The following is a 17,343-nucleotide window of genomic DNA, read 5'->3' as shown; positions in this document are numbered from 1 at the left end:
ATGAGCGCATTACTAGAAGTCCGCAACCTGCGCGTGGAATTCCCCACGCGCCGCGGCACGCTGCGCGCGCTGGACGACGTGTCCTTTTCCATCCAGGCTGGCGAAGTCCTGGGCGTAGTGGGCGAATCCGGCGCAGGCAAGTCCCTGACCGGCGCATCCATCATTGGCCTCTTGGAACCGCCGGGACGTATCGCCGCGGGCGAGATCCTGCTGGCGGGCCGCCGCATCGACAACCTGCCCGACGAGCAGATGCGCCGCGTGCGCGGCCGCGAGATCGGGGCCGTGTTCCAGGACCCGCTGACCTCGTTGAACCCGCTGTACACGGTGGGCCGGCAATTGGCGGAAACCATCGTGACGCACCTGGACCTGAGCTGGTCCCAGGCGCGCGAACGGGCGGTGGAGCTGCTGGCATCGACCGGCATTCCGGCCGCGCGCGAGCGCATCGACCACTATCCTCACCAGTTCTCCGGCGGCATGCGCCAGCGCGTGGTGATTGCGCTGGCCCTGGCGGCCGAACCCAAGCTGGTGGTGGCGGACGAGCCCACGACCGCGCTGGACGTGTCGATCCAGGCGCAGATCATCGAACTGCTCAAGCGCCTGTGCCGCGAAAACGGCACGGCGGTGATGCTGATCACGCACGACATGGGTGTGATCGCCGAAACCGCCGACCGCGTTGCGGTGATGTACGCGGGCCGCGTGGCCGAGATCGGCCCGGTGGCCGACGTGATCCACAAGCCCCGCCATCCCTACACGAAGGGACTGATGGGATCGATTCCATCGCTGGAAGGACACTCCGAACGGCTGGTGCAGATCGACGGCAGCATGCCGCGCCTGAACGCCATTCCGCCGGGCTGCGCCTTCAATCCGCGCTGCGGCCAGCGCCTGCCGCGTTGCGGCGTCGAGCGCCCGGAGCTGATGGCGGCCGGGACGTCCCGCGCGGCCTGTTGGCTGCACGACAACAACGATAAGGTGGCCGCATGACGACGCCCTTGGTGGAAGTAAAGGACGCCGCGCGCTGGTTCGATGTGTCGCCGCCGTGGCTGGAACGCAAGCTCGCGGGCAAGCCGCGCGTGATGCTGCGCGCCGTGGACGGGGTGTCGTTCGAGATCGCGCGCGGCGAAACGCTGGCGCTGGTGGGCGAATCGGGCTGCGGCAAATCGACCGTGGCGCGCATGCTGGTGGGGTTGTATGGCCTGACCCGCGGCGACATCCGTTTCGACGGCCAGCCGTTGTCGCGCATGTCCGAGCCAGGCGGCCGAGCCTTGCGCAAGCGCCTGCAGATGATCTTCCAGGATCCCTATGCCAGCCTGAATCCGCGCTGGCGCGTGGGCCGCATCATCGCCGAACCCATGCTGACCCACACCACGATGACGCCTGACGAGCGCAGCGCGCGCGTGGGCGAACTGCTCAAGCAGGTGGGCCTGGACCCGGCCGACCAGGGCCGCTATCCACACCAGTTTTCCGGCGGCCAGCGCCAGCGCATTTCGATCGCGCGGGCGTTGGCGGTGAATCCGGAATTCCTGGTGTGCGACGAGCCGACCTCGGCGCTGGATGTGTCGGTGCAGGCGCAGGTGCTGAACCTGATGAAGGATCTGCAGCGCAACCTGGGGCTGACCTATCTGTTCATTTCCCACAACCTGGCGGTGGTGCACCATGTGGCCGACCGGGTGGGGGTGATGTACCTGGGCCGCATGGTGGAGGTGGCGCCGCGCGACGAGCTGTTCGCGCGGCCGCGCCATCCGTACACGCGCATGCTGCTGGAGGCCATTCCCGACATCAACGGCGCGGGCAAGCCGCGCACCGCGGTGGCGGGCGAGGTGCCCAATCCGCTGAATCCGCCGTCGGGCTGCACCTTTCATCCGCGCTGTCCGCATGCGAACGAGCGTTGCAAGTCAGAGGCGCCAGTGGCAATGGCCGCGGGAGTGTCGGTGGTGGCCTGCCACGCGGTGCAGGAAGGGCGGATCTCGGTCTGATCCGCGGACGGCGCGGTTGCGCGGCCATGCCGGCCGCAACCCGCCGCCCGGCCGCGCTTCAGTGGCGGTGGTTGTGGTCGTGAGGATGATCGTGGCCGTGGCCATCCGCATCATCCTCATCGTCCTCATCCGCTTCGTCCTCGTCGTCCTCCGCGTCCGGGTCCTCCGGCACGGGTTCTTCCGTCAGGGCAAACGGCAGCACGTCTTCCAGATTGTCGGACCATGCGGACTCTTCGCCGTCGTGGTCCAGCTTGATGAAGCGCTCGCCTTCGTTCAGCGAGATCTCGATGGCCCAGAGGTAGAGACAGTCGTAGGTGTCGTCGTCGGACTGGGGCAGGCCGCCGCGATTGCCCAGCAGGCGGGCGCCGGCGCCGCCCAGCTGCACGTGGGTCTGGTCTTCGTCGGGCTTGGCGTTTTCGTCCATGGGCACGCCATAGGTCACCCATTCGGTGCCATCATCGCCCAGCACCACTTCGGCCAGCACGGGCTTGCCCAGATAGGCGCTCAAGGCGTCGGCGGTCTTGGCCAGCATGTCCAGCTCGGCGGTGCTGAAATGGGTCAAGGAGGCGGGGGGAGTGGCGGAGGCAGACATGAAGGGGTTCCTGGGCGCGATGAAGCCGCGACGGCACGGCAAGATTCGGGCCCGCTGGCAGGCCCTGGCTACAGCCGTATTGTCTCGCGATCGGCCGCGCCTTGCATCAGGCGCTTGGATGACGCGGTTTTCCGGGGTCAGGGCGCGGGTGCGCCGCCCTGGCTGCGCCTGCGCGCGTTGTCGGGCGATTGACCTGTAAGCCGCTGGAACATGGCGATGAAGGCCGACGGCGTGCTGTAACCAAGCTCGCGCGCCACAGATTGGACCGGCCGGCCCGCGTCCAGCATGCCCAGGGCGCTGACCACGCGCAGCCGCAGGCGCCATTCATTGAACGACATGCCCAGGCGCTGCTGGCAGTGGCGCAGCAGCGTGCGCTCGGTGATGCCGGCCGTGGCGGCCCAGTGCGCGGCGCCGCGCTTATCGCCTGGACTGTGCTGCAGCGCCGACAGGATGGGTGCCAGCAACGGGTCGGAGGTGGAGGGCAGGTAGCTGGCGTAAGCCCGAGCCTGGCGGACCTGGTCGATGACGATCTGCGCCATGCGCCGGTCTTCCGGCGTATCCGGATAGCTGATGCCGCGCTGCTCGAAGTCGCCCAGGATCGCGCGCATGACCGGGCTGATCTCGAGCGTGCACGGTTCCGTGGGCAGGCCGGCGCAGGCCGCGGCGGGGATGTCGATGCAGGCGTAGTGCACTTCGCCTTCGTTCTGGCAGCAATGCTCGACATGCGGCGGTATCCAGATGGCGTACTGCGGCGGCGACAGGTAGGTGACGCCGCGTATGCCGATTTCCATGATGCCGGAGATGGCGAAGTTCAGTTCCGCCCAGGGCGAGCTGTGGCGCTTCATGCCGGAACGCGGCGTGAAATGCAGGATGCGGCAAGCCAGCGGGTAGGGCAGGTGGCTGGCCAGCGTGGGCGCGGAATCGATGGCGGACATGTCGGAACTTCGTCTGGCTTTGTCTGTTTTTCATTATATACATCAGGTCGGACAGATCCTACACTGGCCCTGTCTCCTTTACGCCTGTGCATTGCCCCTCATGACCCGCGCTTCCTCTCCGCATGTTCCCGCCCGTTATCTGCTTTATCCGTTGCTGGCAGCCTTGATCTGGTCGGTCAACATGATCGTCACCAAGATGGCGGCCAGCGCCATCGCGCCGGCCGCCATCGGCTTCTACCGCTGGGCCCTGGCCGGGGTGGTGCTGACGCCGTTCGTGCTGCCGGGCGTCTGGGCGCAGCGCCGCCAGATCCTGCCCCACCTGCCCAAACTGGCGGTGCTGGGCGGCTTGGGCATGGCCCTGTACCAGGGCCTGGCCTATGTGGCGGCCGCCAGCACCACGGCGACCAATATGGGCATCATCACGGCGATGATTCCGCTGATGACCATCGCGGTGGTGGCGCTGCTGCTGCGCGAACTGCCCTCGGTCATGGCCATGCTGGGCGGGCTGCTGTCGCTGGCGGGCCTGGCGCTGCTGATCGGCGAGGGCGATCCCGCCCGCCTGCTTGAAGTGGGCGCCAACCGCGGCGATCTGCTGATGGGCGTAGGCGCGCTGGCCTATGCGCTGTACGGCGTGCTGCTGCGCCGCTGGGCATTGCCGGTGGGACCGTGGCAGTCGCTGTATGTGCAGGTCGCTTTCGGCGTGCTGTTCCAGCTGCCCGCTTTCCTGATGGCGCCGCCTTCACCGCTCAACGGCGACAACCTGCCCCTGGTGCTGTATGCGGCGGTATTCCCGTCGTTGTTCGCGCCCTTCCTGTGGATGCAGGGCGTCAAGCACCTGGGCCCCAACCGCGCCAGCATTTTCCTCAACCTCATGCCGGTGGCCACGGTGGCGATCGCGGCCGTGTTCCTGGACGAAAAGCCCCATCTGTTCCACATCGTTGGCGGGGCGATGGCGCTGGCTGGCGTGATGCTGGCGCAAATGCGCGCCGGCGGCCGGGCGACGCGGCCCAAGGCCGCCTGAAGGGCCGGGTACGCCGCAAGGGCCGGCCATTTGGCGGCGGACATACGCGGGTCAGGGTTCCGGCCTACAATCGACGGTTCATCAGCTATATCTCCTATACGAGCCCATGGCCCAATACGTCTACACCATGAACCGCGTCGGCAAGATCGTGCCGCCCAAGCGGCAGATCCTGCGCGACATTTCGCTTTCGTTTTTTCCTGGCGCCAAGATCGGCGTGCTGGGCCTGAACGGCTCGGGCAAGTCGACGCTGCTGAAGATCATGGCCGGCGTCGATAAGGAAATCGAAGGCGAAGCCATCCCCATGCCGGGCCTGAACATCGGCTACCTGCCGCAGGAACCGCAGCTCAACCCCGAGCACACGGTGCGCCAGTCGGTGGAAGAGGGCCTGGGCGCCGTCGTCTCGGCCAAGAAGCGCCTGGACGAGGTCTATGCCGCCTACGCCGAGCCGGATGCGGATTTCGACGCGCTGGCCGCCGAGCAGGCCGAGCTTGAGGCCATCATCGCCGCCGCCGCCTCCAGCGGCGCCGACGACATCGAACACCAGATGGAAATCGCTGCCGACGCGCTGCGCCTGCCGCCCTGGGACGCCATCGTCGGCAAGCTGTCCGGCGGTGAAAAGCGCCGCGTGGCGCTGTGCCGCCTGTTGCTGTCCAAACCCGACATGCTGCTGCTGGACGAACCCACCAACCACCTTGACGCCGAAAGCGTGGAGTGGCTGGAGCAGTTCCTGCACAAGTTCCCCGGCACCGTGGTGGGCGTGACCCACGATCGCTACTTCCTGGACAACGCGGCCGAATGGATCCTGGAACTGGACCGCGGTTATGGCATTCCCTGGAAGGGCAACTACAGCTCGTGGCTGGAGCAGAAGGAAGATCGCCTGAAGCAGGAAGAGGCGTCGGAGTCCGCCCGCCAGAAGACCATCAAGAAGGAACTGGAGTGGGTGCGCCAGAACCCGAAGGGCCGCCAGGCCAAGGCCAAGGCGCGTCTGGCCCGCTTCGAGGAACTGTCGTCCTACGAATACCAGAAGCGCAATGAAACCCTGGAAATCTTCATTCCCGTGGGCGAGCGCCTGGGCAACGAGGTCATCGAATTCAACAACGTCAGCAAGGCCTATGGCGACCGCCTGCTGATCGACAACCTCAGCTTCAAGGTGCCGCCCGGCGCGATCGTCGGCATCATCGGCGCCAACGGCGCCGGTAAGTCCACGCTGTTCCGCATGATCGCGGGCCGCGAGCAGCCGGATTCGGGCGAGGTCAACATCGGCCAGACCGTCAAGCTGGCCTATGTCGACCAGTCGCGCGATGCGCTGGAAGACAAGAAGACCGTGTTCGACGCGGTGGCCGACGGCGCCGACCTGCTCACGGTGGGCAAGTTCGAAATGTCGTCGCGCGCCTATCTGGGCCGCTTCAACTTCAAGGGCGGCGACCAGAACAAGGTCGTGGGCCAGCTGTCCGGCGGTGAACGCGGCCGCCTGCACATGGCCAAGACCCTGATCGCCGGCGGCAACGTGCTGCTGCTGGACGAACCGTCCAACGACCTCGACGTCGAAACCCTGCGCGCGCTGGAAGACGCATTGCTGGAGTTCCCCGGCAGCGTCATGGTCATCAGCCACGATCGCTGGTTCCTGGACCGGATCGCCACGCACATCCTGGCCTTCGAAGGCGACTCGCAAGTCGTGTTCTTCGATGGCAACTACCAGGAATATGAAGCCGACAAGAAGCGCCGCCTGGGCGAAGAGGGCGCCAAGCCCAAGCGCCTGCGCTACAAGGCCCTGAAGTAATCGGCGCCTGAAAACGATCCCGGCCTCGCGCCGGGATTTTTTTTGCCGGAGGTATGCTAAGGGCTGTTCAAGGCTTCGTTCTGCGTGAGCCTGCCTTGAGGACATCTTCCAGGAGCACCGCGCAATGTTGTTGTCCGCTACCGATTCCACCCTGCTGATCGTCGACATGCAGGGGCGCCTGATGCCTGTCATCCATGACAACGAGGCGGTGCTTCACGCCGCGCACAAGCTCGCGCAGGCTGCGCGACTGCTGGACGTGCCGGTGGTGGCTACCGAGCACCACGCCAAGATGCTGGGGACCACCGTGGAGCCGCTGCGCGAGCAAGTCCAGAGCGCCTTCCAGAAAATGCACTTCTCTTCGGCGCTGGAGCCGGGCTTCGAGGCCTGGTTGCCGGCCGCGCGCAAGACCATCCTGGTGGCGGGCTGCGAGGCGCACATCTGCGTGCTGCAAACCGTGATCGGCTTGATTGACCTGGGCTACCACGCGGTGCTGGTGGCGGATGCGGCGGGCTCGCGCAAGCCGGCCGATCATCACGCGGCGTTGCGCCGCGCGCGTGCGCATGGCGCTGAAATCGTCACGTCCGAGATGGCGATATTCGAGTGGATGCGCACTTGTGAACACCCGCGCTTCCGCGAGGTGTTACGTCTGGTCAAATAGCGGCCGCGCGCTGCAACAATGTCCCTGGGGCGCGCAAAGATTAACTCGCCCTTTGACACAATTCATGGGCAAACTTCACAGCCAGGGCAAGAATATTTTGCGATCCTGAAGGTTCCAGGCCCTTATGGGCGCCGCGCGCTCGCATCCAGTTTCATGCGCGGCTCCCGGGTACGAGAATAGGAACCACAAATATGAAAATCGCATCTCTCTCCAAAATCTGTGTCGCGCTGGCGATGACCGCCGCCATGGCTGGGTGCTCTTCGTGGGACGGCATGAGCCATCGCCAGAAGAGCGCCGTCGGCGGCGCTGCGCTGGGCGGCGTGGCAGGCGCTGTGATCACCAACGGCGGCATCCTCGGAACGGTGGGCGGAGCGGCGATCGGCGGCGTCATCGGCGATCAGGTCGGCAAGCGCTAAGCGTCCGTCGCCCCAAAGCAAATGCCCGGCATCGCCGGGCATTTTTTTTGATTGTGATGCGCGCCAGGGGCGCGCACAGCCGCATCAGGTCTCGTTCTGCGGCATTTCGATCTTGACCTCCAGGACCTCCAGCGTGTCCTGGCGTTCCAGGTGCACCTTGATGTCCTCGGGGTTGATCTTCACGTATTTCGAAATGACGGCGATAAGCTCCTGCTGCAACTGCGGCAGGTAATCGGGCGAGTCGCCGCGGCCCCGCTCGTGGGCCAGGATGATCTGCAACCGTTCCTTGGCGACGGATGCGGAGGTCTTCTTTTGACCAAGCAGAAACGACAGGAAGGACATTGCTTACTTGCCTCCGAACAGGCGTTTCAGGAAACCGGGCTTTTCATAGTCGGTAAAGCGCAGGGCCTTGTCTTCGCCAAGGTAACGGGCCACGACGTCCTTGTAGGCTTCGGAAACGTCGGTGTCTCTGAGGTGGATGGCCGGCAGGCCCTGATTCGACGCTTGCAGCACCGCTTCGGATTCGGGGATCACGCCGATCAGCTTGATGCGCAGAATGTCCTCGATGTCGCCCAGCGACAGCATTTCGCCGTCGACCACGCGCTTGGGGCTGTAGCGCGTCAGCAGCAGGTATTCCTTGACCGGTTCATCGCCTTCCACGGCGCGCTTGGACTTGGCGGCGAGGATGCCCAGGATGCGGTCGGAGTCGCGTACCGACGAGACTTCCGGGTTGGTCACGACCAGCGCGTCGTCGGCGAAATAGGCGGCCATCAGCGCGCCCGTTTCGATGCCGGCGGGCGAGTCGCAGACGATGTAGTCAAAGCCCATGCCCTTGAGGTCATTGATGACCTTTTCCACGCCTTCCTGCGTCAGCGCGTCTTTGTCGCGCGTCTGCGAGGCGGGCAGGATGAACAGGTTTTCGAGCTGCTTGTCCTTGATGAGAGCCTGGTTGAGCGTGGCTTCGCCCTGGATCACGTTGACGAAGTCGTACACGACGCGACGTTCGCAGCCCATGATCAGGTCGAGGTTGCGCAGGCCGACATCGAAGTCGATGACAGCGGTCTTGTGGCCCCGCATCGCGAGTCCCGCAGAAAAACTGGCGCTGGTCGTGGTTTTGCCCACGCCGCCTTTGCCGGAAGTCACCACAACAATGCGTGTCATGACGATCAAACCCTTATGTTCGAATAAATCGCGTTATCGTAAAGCAAAAAGCCCTTGTAAGGCTTCTTACAGGATGTGTTGAAATTTGCGCGGGTGTCTGCGCGTGCGCATTGGCCGCCGCTGGCGGCCAGATTCCGGATATCAAGCCTTGAGGGCTTCGATGCGCAGCGTGTCGCCGTCCAGGCGGACCAGCGCGGGCTGGTTCTGCAGCGTGCGGTCCAGCTTGTCCTCGACCACGCGGTACACGCCGGCCACGGCCAGCAGCTCGGCGTCCAGGTGGGTCGTGAAAATGCGCGCGGAGGTATCGCCGCGTGCGCCGGCCATGGCCTTGCCGCGCAACGGGCCGTAGACGTGGATGTTGCCGTCGGCAATGACTTCGGCGCCCTGGCTCACCATGCCGATCACCACCAGGTCCGTGTGGCGCGCGTAGACGCGCTGGCCGGAACGCAGCGGCTTGGTAATGACCAGCGCCGATGACGAGTGCGGCGCGGCGGGCGTGGGACTGGAGGCCGAGGTGGTGTTGCTGGCTGCGCGCGCGGGCAGCGGTTCGCCCGCGGGTTTGTCGGCGGGCGCTTCCGGTTCGGCGGCTGCTTCGGTGGGAGCTGCCGCGGTTTCGATCGCGGCGGCCGGCACAGAAGGCACCGGCGTGGAGACGTCGTTAGGCGGCGCGGTGTCGATCACTGGCGCGGGCCGGGCCGCGGGCGTGGACAGTTCAACCGGAGTGAGGCCCGCCGCGCGCGCGGATTCGAGATTGGCGCCTTCGGCGACCACGCCGATAGGAGGCAGGTTATGGCCGCGCAATGCCGCCACCAGGGCGGTCCAATCGATTTTTTCCTCGACGCGGCTGGCGTCGACGACCACGGGTTCGTTTTCGAAGAAGCTGCCGGCATCGGCCATGCGCTTGGCCAGGGCGGCGTTCAGGCGTTCGGGGTCGGCGCTGTGCAGGACCACCCGGATGGCATAGAGGGTGGCGCTTTTGAAGTCCAGGGCTAGGGATTCAGTGTTCATCTTGATTGTGGCTGGCGGTCTTGGGGCCGGGAAACGGCGGGCTCGACCGGCTGCGGGGTTCGGGGGATGATAACCCGCCCAGGGGCCGCATGCGCAGGGGGCGGACCCAAAGAAAAAGGCGCCTTTCGGCGCCTATTTCCGGCAATGCGCGCGCGGCGCGTCAGCCTTGCGCCCAGGAGTCGCGCAGGGTCACGATGCGGTTGAGCACCGGCGCTTCGGGGCTGGATTCCTTCAGGTCGGCCGTGAAGTAGCCCAGGCGTTCGAACTGCCAGGTGGCGCCCGGCGTGGCGACGGTGCCCGGCTCCAGCCAGGCCGTGACGGTCAGCTTGGAGTTCGGGTTCAGGCAGGCCAGGAAATCCTTGTCGCCGCCGTCCGGACGCGCGTCGGCGAACAGGCGGTCGTACAGGTGGATCTGGGCGGGCACCGCATGGGCCGCGCTGACCCAGGTGATGTTGCCCTTGACCTTGACGCTGTCGGCGCCCGGCGTGCCGCTCTTGGTTTCCGGCAGGTATTCGGCCTGGACCTCGATGACCTCGCCGGCTTCGTTCTTGGTGAAGCCGGTGCAGCGCACCACGTAGCCGTATTTCAGGCGCACGGTATTGCCCGGGAACAGGCGGAAGTACTTCTTGGGCGCTTCTTCGCGGAAGTCGTCGCGTTCGATCCAGAGTTCGCGCGACAGCGGGAACTCGCGCACGCCGGCTTCGGGATCGTGCGGGTTGCGCGGCGCGGTGCAGATCTCGGTCTGGCCTTCCGGGTAGTTGGTGATGACCAGCTTGAGCGGGTCCAGCACGGCCACCGAGCGCGGGGCGACCGGGTCCAGGTCGTCGCGCACTGCCTGCTCCAGCAGGCTGTAGTCGATGCGCGAGTCGGACTTGGACACGGCGGTGCGGTCGCAGAACAGGCGGATCGAGGAGGGCGTGTAGCCGCGCCGGCGCAGGCCGAAGATGGTCGGCATACGGGGATCGTCCCAGCCGTCCACGTGGCCTTCGCGCACCAGTTGCAGCAGCTTGCGCTTGCTGGTCACGACGTAGCTCACGTTCAGGCGTGCGAATTCGTACTGGTGGGGCAGCGGCTGCGCCAGCTTGCCGAGTTCGGCCAGGCGCGCCAGGATCCAATCGTAGAACGGACGCTGGTCTTCGAATTCCAGCGTGCAGACGCTGTGCGTGATGCCTTCCAGCGCGTCTTCGACCGGGTGCGCCCAACTGTACATCGGGTAGATGCACCACTGGTCGCCGGTGCGGTGATGGTGGGCGTGGCGCACGCGGTACATGACCGGGTCGCGCAGGTTGATGTTGGGCGAAGCCATGTTGATCTTCGCGCGCAGCACCAGGCTGCCGTCCGGATGCTTGCCGTCGCGCATTTCGCGCAGCAGCGTCAGCGACTCGGCGGCCGGGCGGTTGCGCCAGGGCGAGTCGGTGCCGGGTTCGGTCAGCGTGCCGCGGTTGGCGCGGATCTCTTCGGGGCTTTGCTCGTCGACGTAGGCGTGGCCGGCCTCGACCAAGGCCTCGGCGAACTCGTACATGTAGCCGAAGTAGTCGCTGGCGAAGTACAGGTTGTCATTGCCGTCGGCCTTCCAGTCGAAGCCCAGCCAGTGCACGGCCTCGATGATGGCGTCGACGTATTCCTGGTCTTCCTTTTCCGGATTGGTGTCGTCAAAGCGCAGATGGCAGACGCCGCCGAAATCGCGGGCCAGCCCGAAGTTCACGCAGATGCTCTTGGCGTGGCCGAGGTGCAGGTAGCCGTTGGGCTCCGGCGGGAAGCGCGTGCGGATGCGGGCCGAATCCAGTCCGCCTTGTTGTTGCAAGGCCGCCGGCCCAGGCTTGCCCGCCCAACGCTTGCCTGCGAAGCGCTGGGCTTCGAGGTCGTCTTGAACGATGTTGAGCAGGAAATTTGATGCGGCAGGGGTCGGCGTCGTGGCGGAGGTCATTCTTGAAAGAATAGGAAAAAGCAGCGACAAAGAGTCAATTTTGCCACGTTCCGCAGGCGGGGCCTTTTTGCTGCCGGTGCAACCGGTTTCAAACTGTCCCCACAGTCATGTAACTGGCTCTACACTACGGGCCATCATGGACATATCCACGTTATCCCTGGCCCGCACGCAGTTCGTGGCCAGCCTGAGCTTTCTGGCGTTTTTCCTGGCCTTCTCCCTGGCGCTCGCCTGGGTACTGCTGTTCTTCAAGATCAGGGCGCGCTGGTCCGGCCAGGGCGGCTGGACCGCCGCGTACCGCTTCTGGGTGCGGATATTCGCCCTGGCCTTCGTGCTGACGCTGGCGGCCAGCGTGCCGGTGCTGATCCAGCTGGGCAGCCTGTGGGCCGGCCTGATGGACAAGATCGGCAACGTGGCAGGCCCCTTGCTTGGCTACGCCATTCTCTCGGTCTTCATCCTCAAATCCTGTTTCCTGGGCGTCATGCTGTTCGGCCAACGCCGTGTGTCGGACGGCGCCCACACGCTGGCCGTGCTGATGGTGGCGGTGGGGCAACTGGTGGCGGTGTTCTGGGTGCTCGCGCTGCAATCCTGGATGCAGACGCCGGACGGCGCGCTGCTGGTCGATGGACGCTATCAGGTCTATGACTGGATGGCCGTGGTGCTGAATCCCTCCGTGGGCTGGCGCATGGCGGTGGTGATGGTGGGCGCGGCGCTGGCCGCCGCGTTCCTGATGATGGGCGTGACGGCGCTGCAGGCCCTGCGGCGTCCGCTGGGCGACGGCGAGCGCAACGCGTTCAAGACCGCGCTGGTGGTCGCCGTGGTGGGGGCTTTCATGCAGTTGCCGGTCGCGACCGGCGCCGGGCAGATGATTGCCAAGCTGCAGCCCGCCAAGGCCGCTGCTGCCGCGGGCTATTGGGAAAGCGGCGCGGAGCCGCAACTGGTGCTGTTCGCCTGGCCCGATGCGCGCGCCCATACCAACGTGGCCGACGTGACCCTGCGCAACATGGGTGGGATGTGGCTGCACCGCAACCAGGACGGCACCTACCGCGGCCTGGACAAGTATTCAGGCATGCTGCCGCCGGTGGCGCTGACCTTCTGGTCGTTGCGCGTGGCGGCAGGGCTGGGCTTGCTGATGCTGGCCGTGGCCTGCGTGACCTTCCTGTGGACGTTCCGGCGCGGGCTGGACCCGTCCACCCTGCCGCCGTGGTGGCAGCGGGTGCTGTGCGGCATGATGTTCTCCGGCGCCATCGCCGTCGTGGCCGGGTGGTGGGTATCCATCCTGGGCTTGCAGCCGTTCGCGGTGAACGGCACCGTCACGCAGTCCGAGGTGCTGGGCATCGTGGCGTCCAGCACCGTGCTGTACGGGTTGATCGGCTATGGCGTGCTGTACCTGCTGCTGCTTGCGGCGTTCGTCGGCATGCTGTTCCACGCGGCGCGCTATGGCGTCGTGCCCGTGCGCAAACTGGCTGGAGGTACGCCATGATCGCCATGCTGGCCGCCTCCCAGGGCCTCAACCCCGACGATCCCTCTTTCTGGATGCCGCTGGCCTTCATGGCGCTGCTGTTCGTGGTGATTGCCGCGGGCATGGTGCTGGACGGTTTCGACCTGGGCGTGGGCATCCTGCTGCAACTGGCGCCGGAACACGAGCGCGGCCGCATGATGAGCCTGCTGAGCCCGTGGCGCGACGCCAATGAGTTCTGGCTGCTGCTGGGCATGGGCCTGTTCGCGGCGGCGTTCCCGTTCGCCTGGGGCGCGGTGCTGGGCAAGCTCTACGGACCGCTCACCTGCATGGTGCTGGGCGTGGTGCTGCGCAGCGTCTCGTTCGAGTTCCGCATCCGCGCGCGCAACGAAATGAAGCCGCGCTGGATCTTCGGCTTCTGGGCGGGGTCGCTGATCACCGCTTTCGGCCAGGGCATGCTGCTGGGCCGCATCGCCACCGGCTACCAGTCCGATGCCGGCTACGGCTGGTTCTCCATGTTCGTCGGCCTGTGCGCGGTGGCGGCCTATGTGCTGCTGGGCGCGTCCTGGCTGGTCATGCGGGTGGACGGCGATCTGCAGCGCCGCGCCGCCAACTGGGCCCGCCACGCCATCCGCTGGACGGCGGTGGGCATGGTGGCCATCGCGGTCACGCTGGGTCTGGCCAACGCGGGTATCTTCTACAAATGGAGCAACATCGCCCACCTGAGCCTGGCGGCGACGGTCTGGGTGCTGATGCTGGCGGGTTTCGTCGCAGCCGAAATGCTGCTGGCGCGGTTGCCGGGCAAGGCCGACCGTTTCAGCTGGCTGCCGTTCGTGCTGTGCGTGGCGCTGTTCCTGCTGATGCTCAGCGGCCTGGCCTACAGCCTGTTCCCCTACCTGATCCTGGACGACATGACGCTGTGGGACGGCGCGGGCGCGCTGGGTTCGATGCGCCTGGTGCTGGCCGGAGCGGTGGTGGGCATACCGGTGGTGCTGGTGTTCAATATCCTGGCGTACCGCTCGGTGTTCGGCAAGGAACGCGCCCCGGTGCCGCTGCTGCCGCCGCCGAGCTGATCCGGCCGGGAAGTCCGGCCGGAGCCGTCGTCACAAGACCGGCTTCGCTACCCGCTGCAGGATTTCTTCGCCGTAGGCTTCCAGCTTGCGGGCGCCCACGCCGCTGATGTGGCTCAGCTCGTCCATGGATTCGGGCTGGGCCAGGGCGATTTCGCGCAGAGTCGCGTCGTGGAAGATGACGTAGGCCGGCACCCCGTGGCTCTTGGCGACTTCGCCGCGCCAGGCGCGCAGGGCCTCGAATACAGGTTGCAGTTCGGCCGGCAAGTCGATGGCTGCCGCCTTGGGCCGGCCGCTGCCGCTCTTGCCCGAGCGCGGTTTCTTTTCGGATTCCCGGCGCAGCATCAATTGGCGTTCGCCCTTGAGCACGGCGCGGCTGCCTTCGGTCAGGGCCAGCGTGCCGTAGCCTTCGTGGTCCACCGTCAGCAGGCCTTGCGCCAGCAATTGGCGCAGCACGCCGCGCCAGGCGGTGTCGCTCAGGTCCGCGCCCACGCCGAATACGCTCAGCGTTTCGTGGCCGTGCTGCTTGGTGCGGTCGGTGACCTTGCCGCGCAGGATGTCGATGATGTGGCCGGCGCCATAGCGCTGGCCGCGCTCCTTCCACAGGCGGTAGACGGCGGACAGCACCTTCTGCGCCGCGACCGTGCCGTCCCAGGCCTGCGGCGGTTCCAGGCAGACGTCGCAATTGCCGCAGGCCGTGATCTGCTGGCCGAAGTAGGCCAGCAGACGCACGCGCCGGCATTCCACCGTTTCGCACAGCCCCAGCATGGCGTCCAGTTGCTGGCCCAGGCGGCGGCGGTAGGACTCTTCGCCCGGCGATTCGTCGATCATGCGGCGCTGCTGCACCACGTCCTGCAGGCCATAGGCCAGCCAGGCCGTGGCAGGCAGGCCGTCGCGGCCGGCACGGCCGGTTTCCTGGTAATAGCCTTCCACGGACTTGGGCAGGTCGATGTGCGCCACGAAGCGCACGTCGGGCTTGTCGATGCCCATGCCGAAGGCGATGGTGGCCACCATGACCACGGCGTCCTCGCGCAGGAAGCGCGCCTGGTTGGCGGCGCGCACCTGCGCGCTGAGGCCGGCGTGATAGGGCATGGCGTCGATGCCCTGGTTGCACAGGAACTCCGCGGTCTCTTCCACGCGGGCGCGCGACAGGCAATAGACCACGCCCGATTCGCCTTCATGATCGGTCTGGATCATTTCCAGCAATTGCTTGCGCACCTCGTTCTTTTCGATGATGCGGTAGCGGATGTTGGGGCGGTCGAAGCTGGAAACGAAGTGGCGCGCATCGTCCAGCGACAGGCGCTGGGCGATTTCGCGGCGGGTGTCGGCGGTGGCGGTCGCGGTGAGCGCGATGCGCGGCACGTCGGGCCAGCGCTCGTGCAGCATCGACAGGCCCAGGTATTCAGGGCGGAAGTCGTGGCCCCACTGGGACACGCAGTGGGCCTCGTCGATGGCGAACAGCGCGATGCGGCCGCGTTCCAGCAATTGCAGGCAGCGGTCGGTCAGCAGGCGTTCGGGCGCCACGTACAGCAGGTCCAGCTCGCCGGCCAGGAAGGCCTGCTCGACGTCGCGGGCCACCCGCCACTCCTGCGTGGAGTTGAGGAAGGCCGCGCGCACGCCCAGTTCGGTCAGGGCGTCGACCTGGTCCTGCATCAGCGCGATCAGGGGCGACACGACGATGCCGGTGCCTTCGCGGACCAGGGACGGAATCTGGTAACAGAGCGACTTGCCGCCGCCCGTGGGCATGAGGACCAGCGCGTCGCCGCCGTCGATCACCTGTTCGACAATGGCTTGCTGGTCGCCGCGGAAGGATTCGTAACCGAAAACGCGCTGCAACACGCCGAGGGCGCGCGCGTCAGACATGGGGGTAGGCCGGGAGCATCATGGCAGGGATTTTAAGCCGCAATTCCGCCGGACCTTTTCCGGCAGGGAGATTTCTGTCCTGACCGCGGTCTGCCTACCAGCTCAGCCAGGTGCCGCGCATGAAGGTATCGACGGGCATGCTGAGGTTGGCGCGCCATTCGTAGTTGCCGGAAATGATGTCGCGGTCCGCGCCCACGGCCAGCTTGACCTTGGGCGCGACGAACATGCTGTGCGACAGGCCCACGCGCTGTTCGGCCAGCTCGGAGCCTTCCCGCAACCCCGAATAGGTGCCGCTGAGCACGCCCCAGCCGGTGATGGGGACGCCGGCGGAAAGCGTGTTGCGGGTGTGCGCAGCCGAAACCCCGCCACCCGAGTAGCTGGACAGGTCGCCGTAGCCCGCGCCGACCTGCTCGTTGGAATAGCCCAGGTTGACGGCGTCGGCCACGGCCACGTTGTAGTCGAAGCGATAACGCCACGCGCTGGCCGCGTCGAAGGTGCTTTGCGTGGCCCCGGCGCGGAAGGTTCCATAGTCGCCCGCGGCGTAGGTGGTACCCATGCCGCGCGTCGTCAGCGACGGCGCGCTTTGCATCTGGCCCTCCACGGTCAGCGCCGGCGTAAGGCCGTAGCGCACGCTGCCGCTGCCTACCGGGTCGCCGTAGTCCACGGCCCCGGAACTGGCGGCCGGGTCCATGCGGTTCAGGCGGCCCAGCGACGAGGAATAGCCGAAGCTGCCTTCCGGGGCCGTGGCGCCGGATCCGGCCCAGTTCGAGATCTGCAGCCCGCCCACCGGCGCGCCGCCGCCCCAGGCGGGCGCCCTGGCGTCGATGTTGCCGACGGCGACGGAGGGGCCCGAGGTATTGCGGTAGACCCAGTTGCGGTTGCCGCCGTAGCGCAGGCCATCCTGGCTGCTGGCGGAGGCGAACCAGGGCCGGGAAGCGCGCGACACGCCAGAGATCATGACCACGGGTATGCGGGGCAGGTCGCCATCCTGGAGGGTGAGCGAGTAGTCCGGCGCAGGGTCTTCGGGCGTCGCGAGCACGGTGCAATCCTGCGGAACCCGCGCGGGCTGGGCATCGCCGGACAGTCCCAGTCCGGTGCCGGGGATCAGGTCCGTGTCGCCCGTGCTGTGTACGCTGGTGTCCAGCGCCGGCTCCATGGTCTGCATGTCGCAAGGGGACGGATCCAGCGGCACCGCGCGCGACGCCATCGAGGCTGCGGGGCGCACGGGCATGGGTTGAACCGGGGACAGTATGCCGATGCCGCGCGCAGAGGGCGGAGCGGGCATATAGGGGGACGCCGCAAGCGGATCGCCCAGGGCCGGGGCGATCGGGCAGGCAGAGGCCGCGACCAGCGCGGCGCGCAACAAGGGTTTTCGCCAGAGGAATGCAGGGGCGACCATAGGCACAGTGTAGAAAGGGAGCGCTGCCTTGCCTGTAAACGTTTTTTAGCAAAGCGGACAGAAGGCGGGCCGGGTTCCATTTTA

Annotated in this window: 16 protein-coding genes; 8 read left to right on the top strand and 8 right to left on the bottom strand. The window is 66.5% G+C overall.

Going from position 1 to position 17,343, the window contains the following annotated elements; genetic code table 11:
• Both AC1RHV_RS24175 and AC1RHV_RS24170 read left to right on the top strand, forming a co-directional pair.
• A complete protein-coding gene (locus AC1RHV_RS24175) occupies positions 1-981 on the top strand; it encodes an ABC transporter ATP-binding protein (RefSeq protein ID WP_054457372.1) in 981 nt (326 codons plus the stop codon).
• Complete coding sequence (locus AC1RHV_RS24170) at positions 978-1,973, top strand: ABC transporter ATP-binding protein (protein ID WP_054457369.1); 996 nt, start codon at positions 978-980, stop codon at positions 1,971-1,973. Before AC1RHV_RS24175 ends, AC1RHV_RS24170 begins: the two co-directional genes overlap by 4 nt.
• Before the next feature lie 58 nt (positions 1,974-2,031).
• Here the strand turns inward: AC1RHV_RS24170 and AC1RHV_RS24165 are convergent, their stop codons facing one another.
• Positions 2,032-2,565, bottom strand: coding sequence for a hypothetical protein (locus AC1RHV_RS24165; RefSeq protein WP_054457367.1), 534 nt, complete (start codon positions 2,563-2,565; stop codon positions 2,032-2,034).
• A gap of 137 nt (positions 2,566-2,702) precedes the next feature.
• Positions 2,703-3,500 carry an AraC family transcriptional regulator gene (locus AC1RHV_RS24160; RefSeq protein ID WP_054457365.1) on the bottom strand — a complete coding sequence of 266 codons (798 nt, stop codon included), beginning with the start codon at positions 3,498-3,500 and terminating at the stop codon, positions 2,703-2,705.
• A 100-nt stretch (positions 3,501-3,600) separates the two neighbouring features.
• Here AC1RHV_RS24160 and AC1RHV_RS24155 point away from each other — a divergent pair, with 100 nt between their 5' ends.
• From AC1RHV_RS24155 to AC1RHV_RS24140, 4 genes are all read left to right on the top strand, one after another.
• Positions 3,601-4,521 (top strand): DMT family transporter, encoded by a 921-nt coding sequence (locus AC1RHV_RS24155; protein ID WP_119449699.1) that lies wholly within the window; start codon positions 3,601-3,603, stop codon positions 4,519-4,521.
• A 106-nt stretch (positions 4,522-4,627) separates the two neighbouring features.
• Complete coding sequence (gene ettA, locus AC1RHV_RS24150) at positions 4,628-6,301, top strand: energy-dependent translational throttle protein EttA (RefSeq protein WP_492302156.1); 1,674 nt, start codon at positions 4,628-4,630, stop codon at positions 6,299-6,301.
• Between the two features lie 124 nt (positions 6,302-6,425).
• Entirely contained in the window at positions 6,426-6,959 is a 534-nt protein-coding gene (locus tag AC1RHV_RS24145) for an isochorismatase family protein (protein ID WP_119449698.1), read from the top strand.
• Positions 6,960-7,150: 191 nt separating this feature from the next.
• Complete coding sequence (locus AC1RHV_RS24140) at positions 7,151-7,375, top strand: YMGG-like glycine zipper-containing protein (RefSeq protein WP_042796532.1); 225 nt, start codon at positions 7,151-7,153, stop codon at positions 7,373-7,375.
• Between the two features lie 84 nt (positions 7,376-7,459).
• On the opposite strand, the gene minE is transcribed toward AC1RHV_RS24140, so the two are convergent.
• The 4 genes from minE to AC1RHV_RS24120 form a co-directional block, all read right to left on the bottom strand.
• A complete protein-coding gene (gene minE / locus AC1RHV_RS24135) occupies positions 7,460-7,717 on the bottom strand; it encodes a cell division topological specificity factor MinE (RefSeq protein WP_006217654.1) in 258 nt (85 codons plus the stop codon).
• A gap of 3 nt (positions 7,718-7,720) precedes the next feature.
• Positions 7,721-8,536 carry a septum site-determining protein MinD gene (minD, locus tag AC1RHV_RS24130; protein ID WP_041652327.1) on the bottom strand — a complete coding sequence of 272 codons (816 nt, stop codon included), beginning with the start codon at positions 8,534-8,536 and terminating at the stop codon, positions 7,721-7,723.
• A 141-nt stretch (positions 8,537-8,677) separates the two neighbouring features.
• Positions 8,678-9,544 (bottom strand): septum site-determining protein MinC, encoded by an 867-nt coding sequence (gene minC, locus AC1RHV_RS24125; RefSeq protein ID WP_054457360.1) that lies wholly within the window; start codon positions 9,542-9,544, stop codon positions 8,678-8,680.
• Between the two features lie 160 nt (positions 9,545-9,704).
• Positions 9,705-11,471: a glutamine--tRNA ligase/YqeY domain fusion protein gene (locus AC1RHV_RS24120; protein WP_054457358.1), complete on the bottom strand. Its 1,767-nt coding sequence runs from the start codon at positions 11,469-11,471 to the stop codon at positions 9,705-9,707.
• Positions 11,472-11,607: 136 nt separating this feature from the next.
• Between AC1RHV_RS24120 and AC1RHV_RS24115 the strand changes: the two genes are divergently transcribed.
• Entirely contained in the window at positions 11,608-12,951 is a 1,344-nt protein-coding gene (locus AC1RHV_RS24115; protein WP_054457356.1) for a cytochrome ubiquinol oxidase subunit I, read from the top strand.
• Positions 12,948-14,000 (top strand): cytochrome d ubiquinol oxidase subunit II, encoded by a 1,053-nt coding sequence (locus tag AC1RHV_RS24110; protein ID WP_054457351.1) that lies wholly within the window; start codon positions 12,948-12,950, stop codon positions 13,998-14,000. The genes AC1RHV_RS24115 and AC1RHV_RS24110 overlap by 4 nt, the downstream gene beginning before the upstream one ends.
• Before the next feature lie 30 nt (positions 14,001-14,030).
• On the opposite strand, the gene recQ is transcribed toward AC1RHV_RS24110, so the two are convergent.
• Positions 14,031-15,860, bottom strand: coding sequence for a DNA helicase RecQ (gene recQ / locus AC1RHV_RS24105; RefSeq protein WP_054457350.1), 1,830 nt, complete (start codon positions 15,858-15,860; stop codon positions 14,031-14,033).
• Positions 15,861-15,954: 94 nt separating this feature from the next.
• The gene (locus AC1RHV_RS24100; RefSeq protein ID WP_492302211.1) at positions 15,955-17,223 is read right to left on the bottom strand and encodes a fimbrial protein; all 1,269 of its coding nucleotides are present in this window, start codon (positions 17,221-17,223) and stop codon (positions 15,955-15,957) included.
• Between the last annotated feature and the right edge of the window lie 120 nt (positions 17,224-17,343).

It is taken from the genome of Achromobacter sp. GW823-FHT04E03, assembly GCF_058796095.1.
This window is presented reverse-complemented; position numbering and strand designations above follow the sequence as displayed.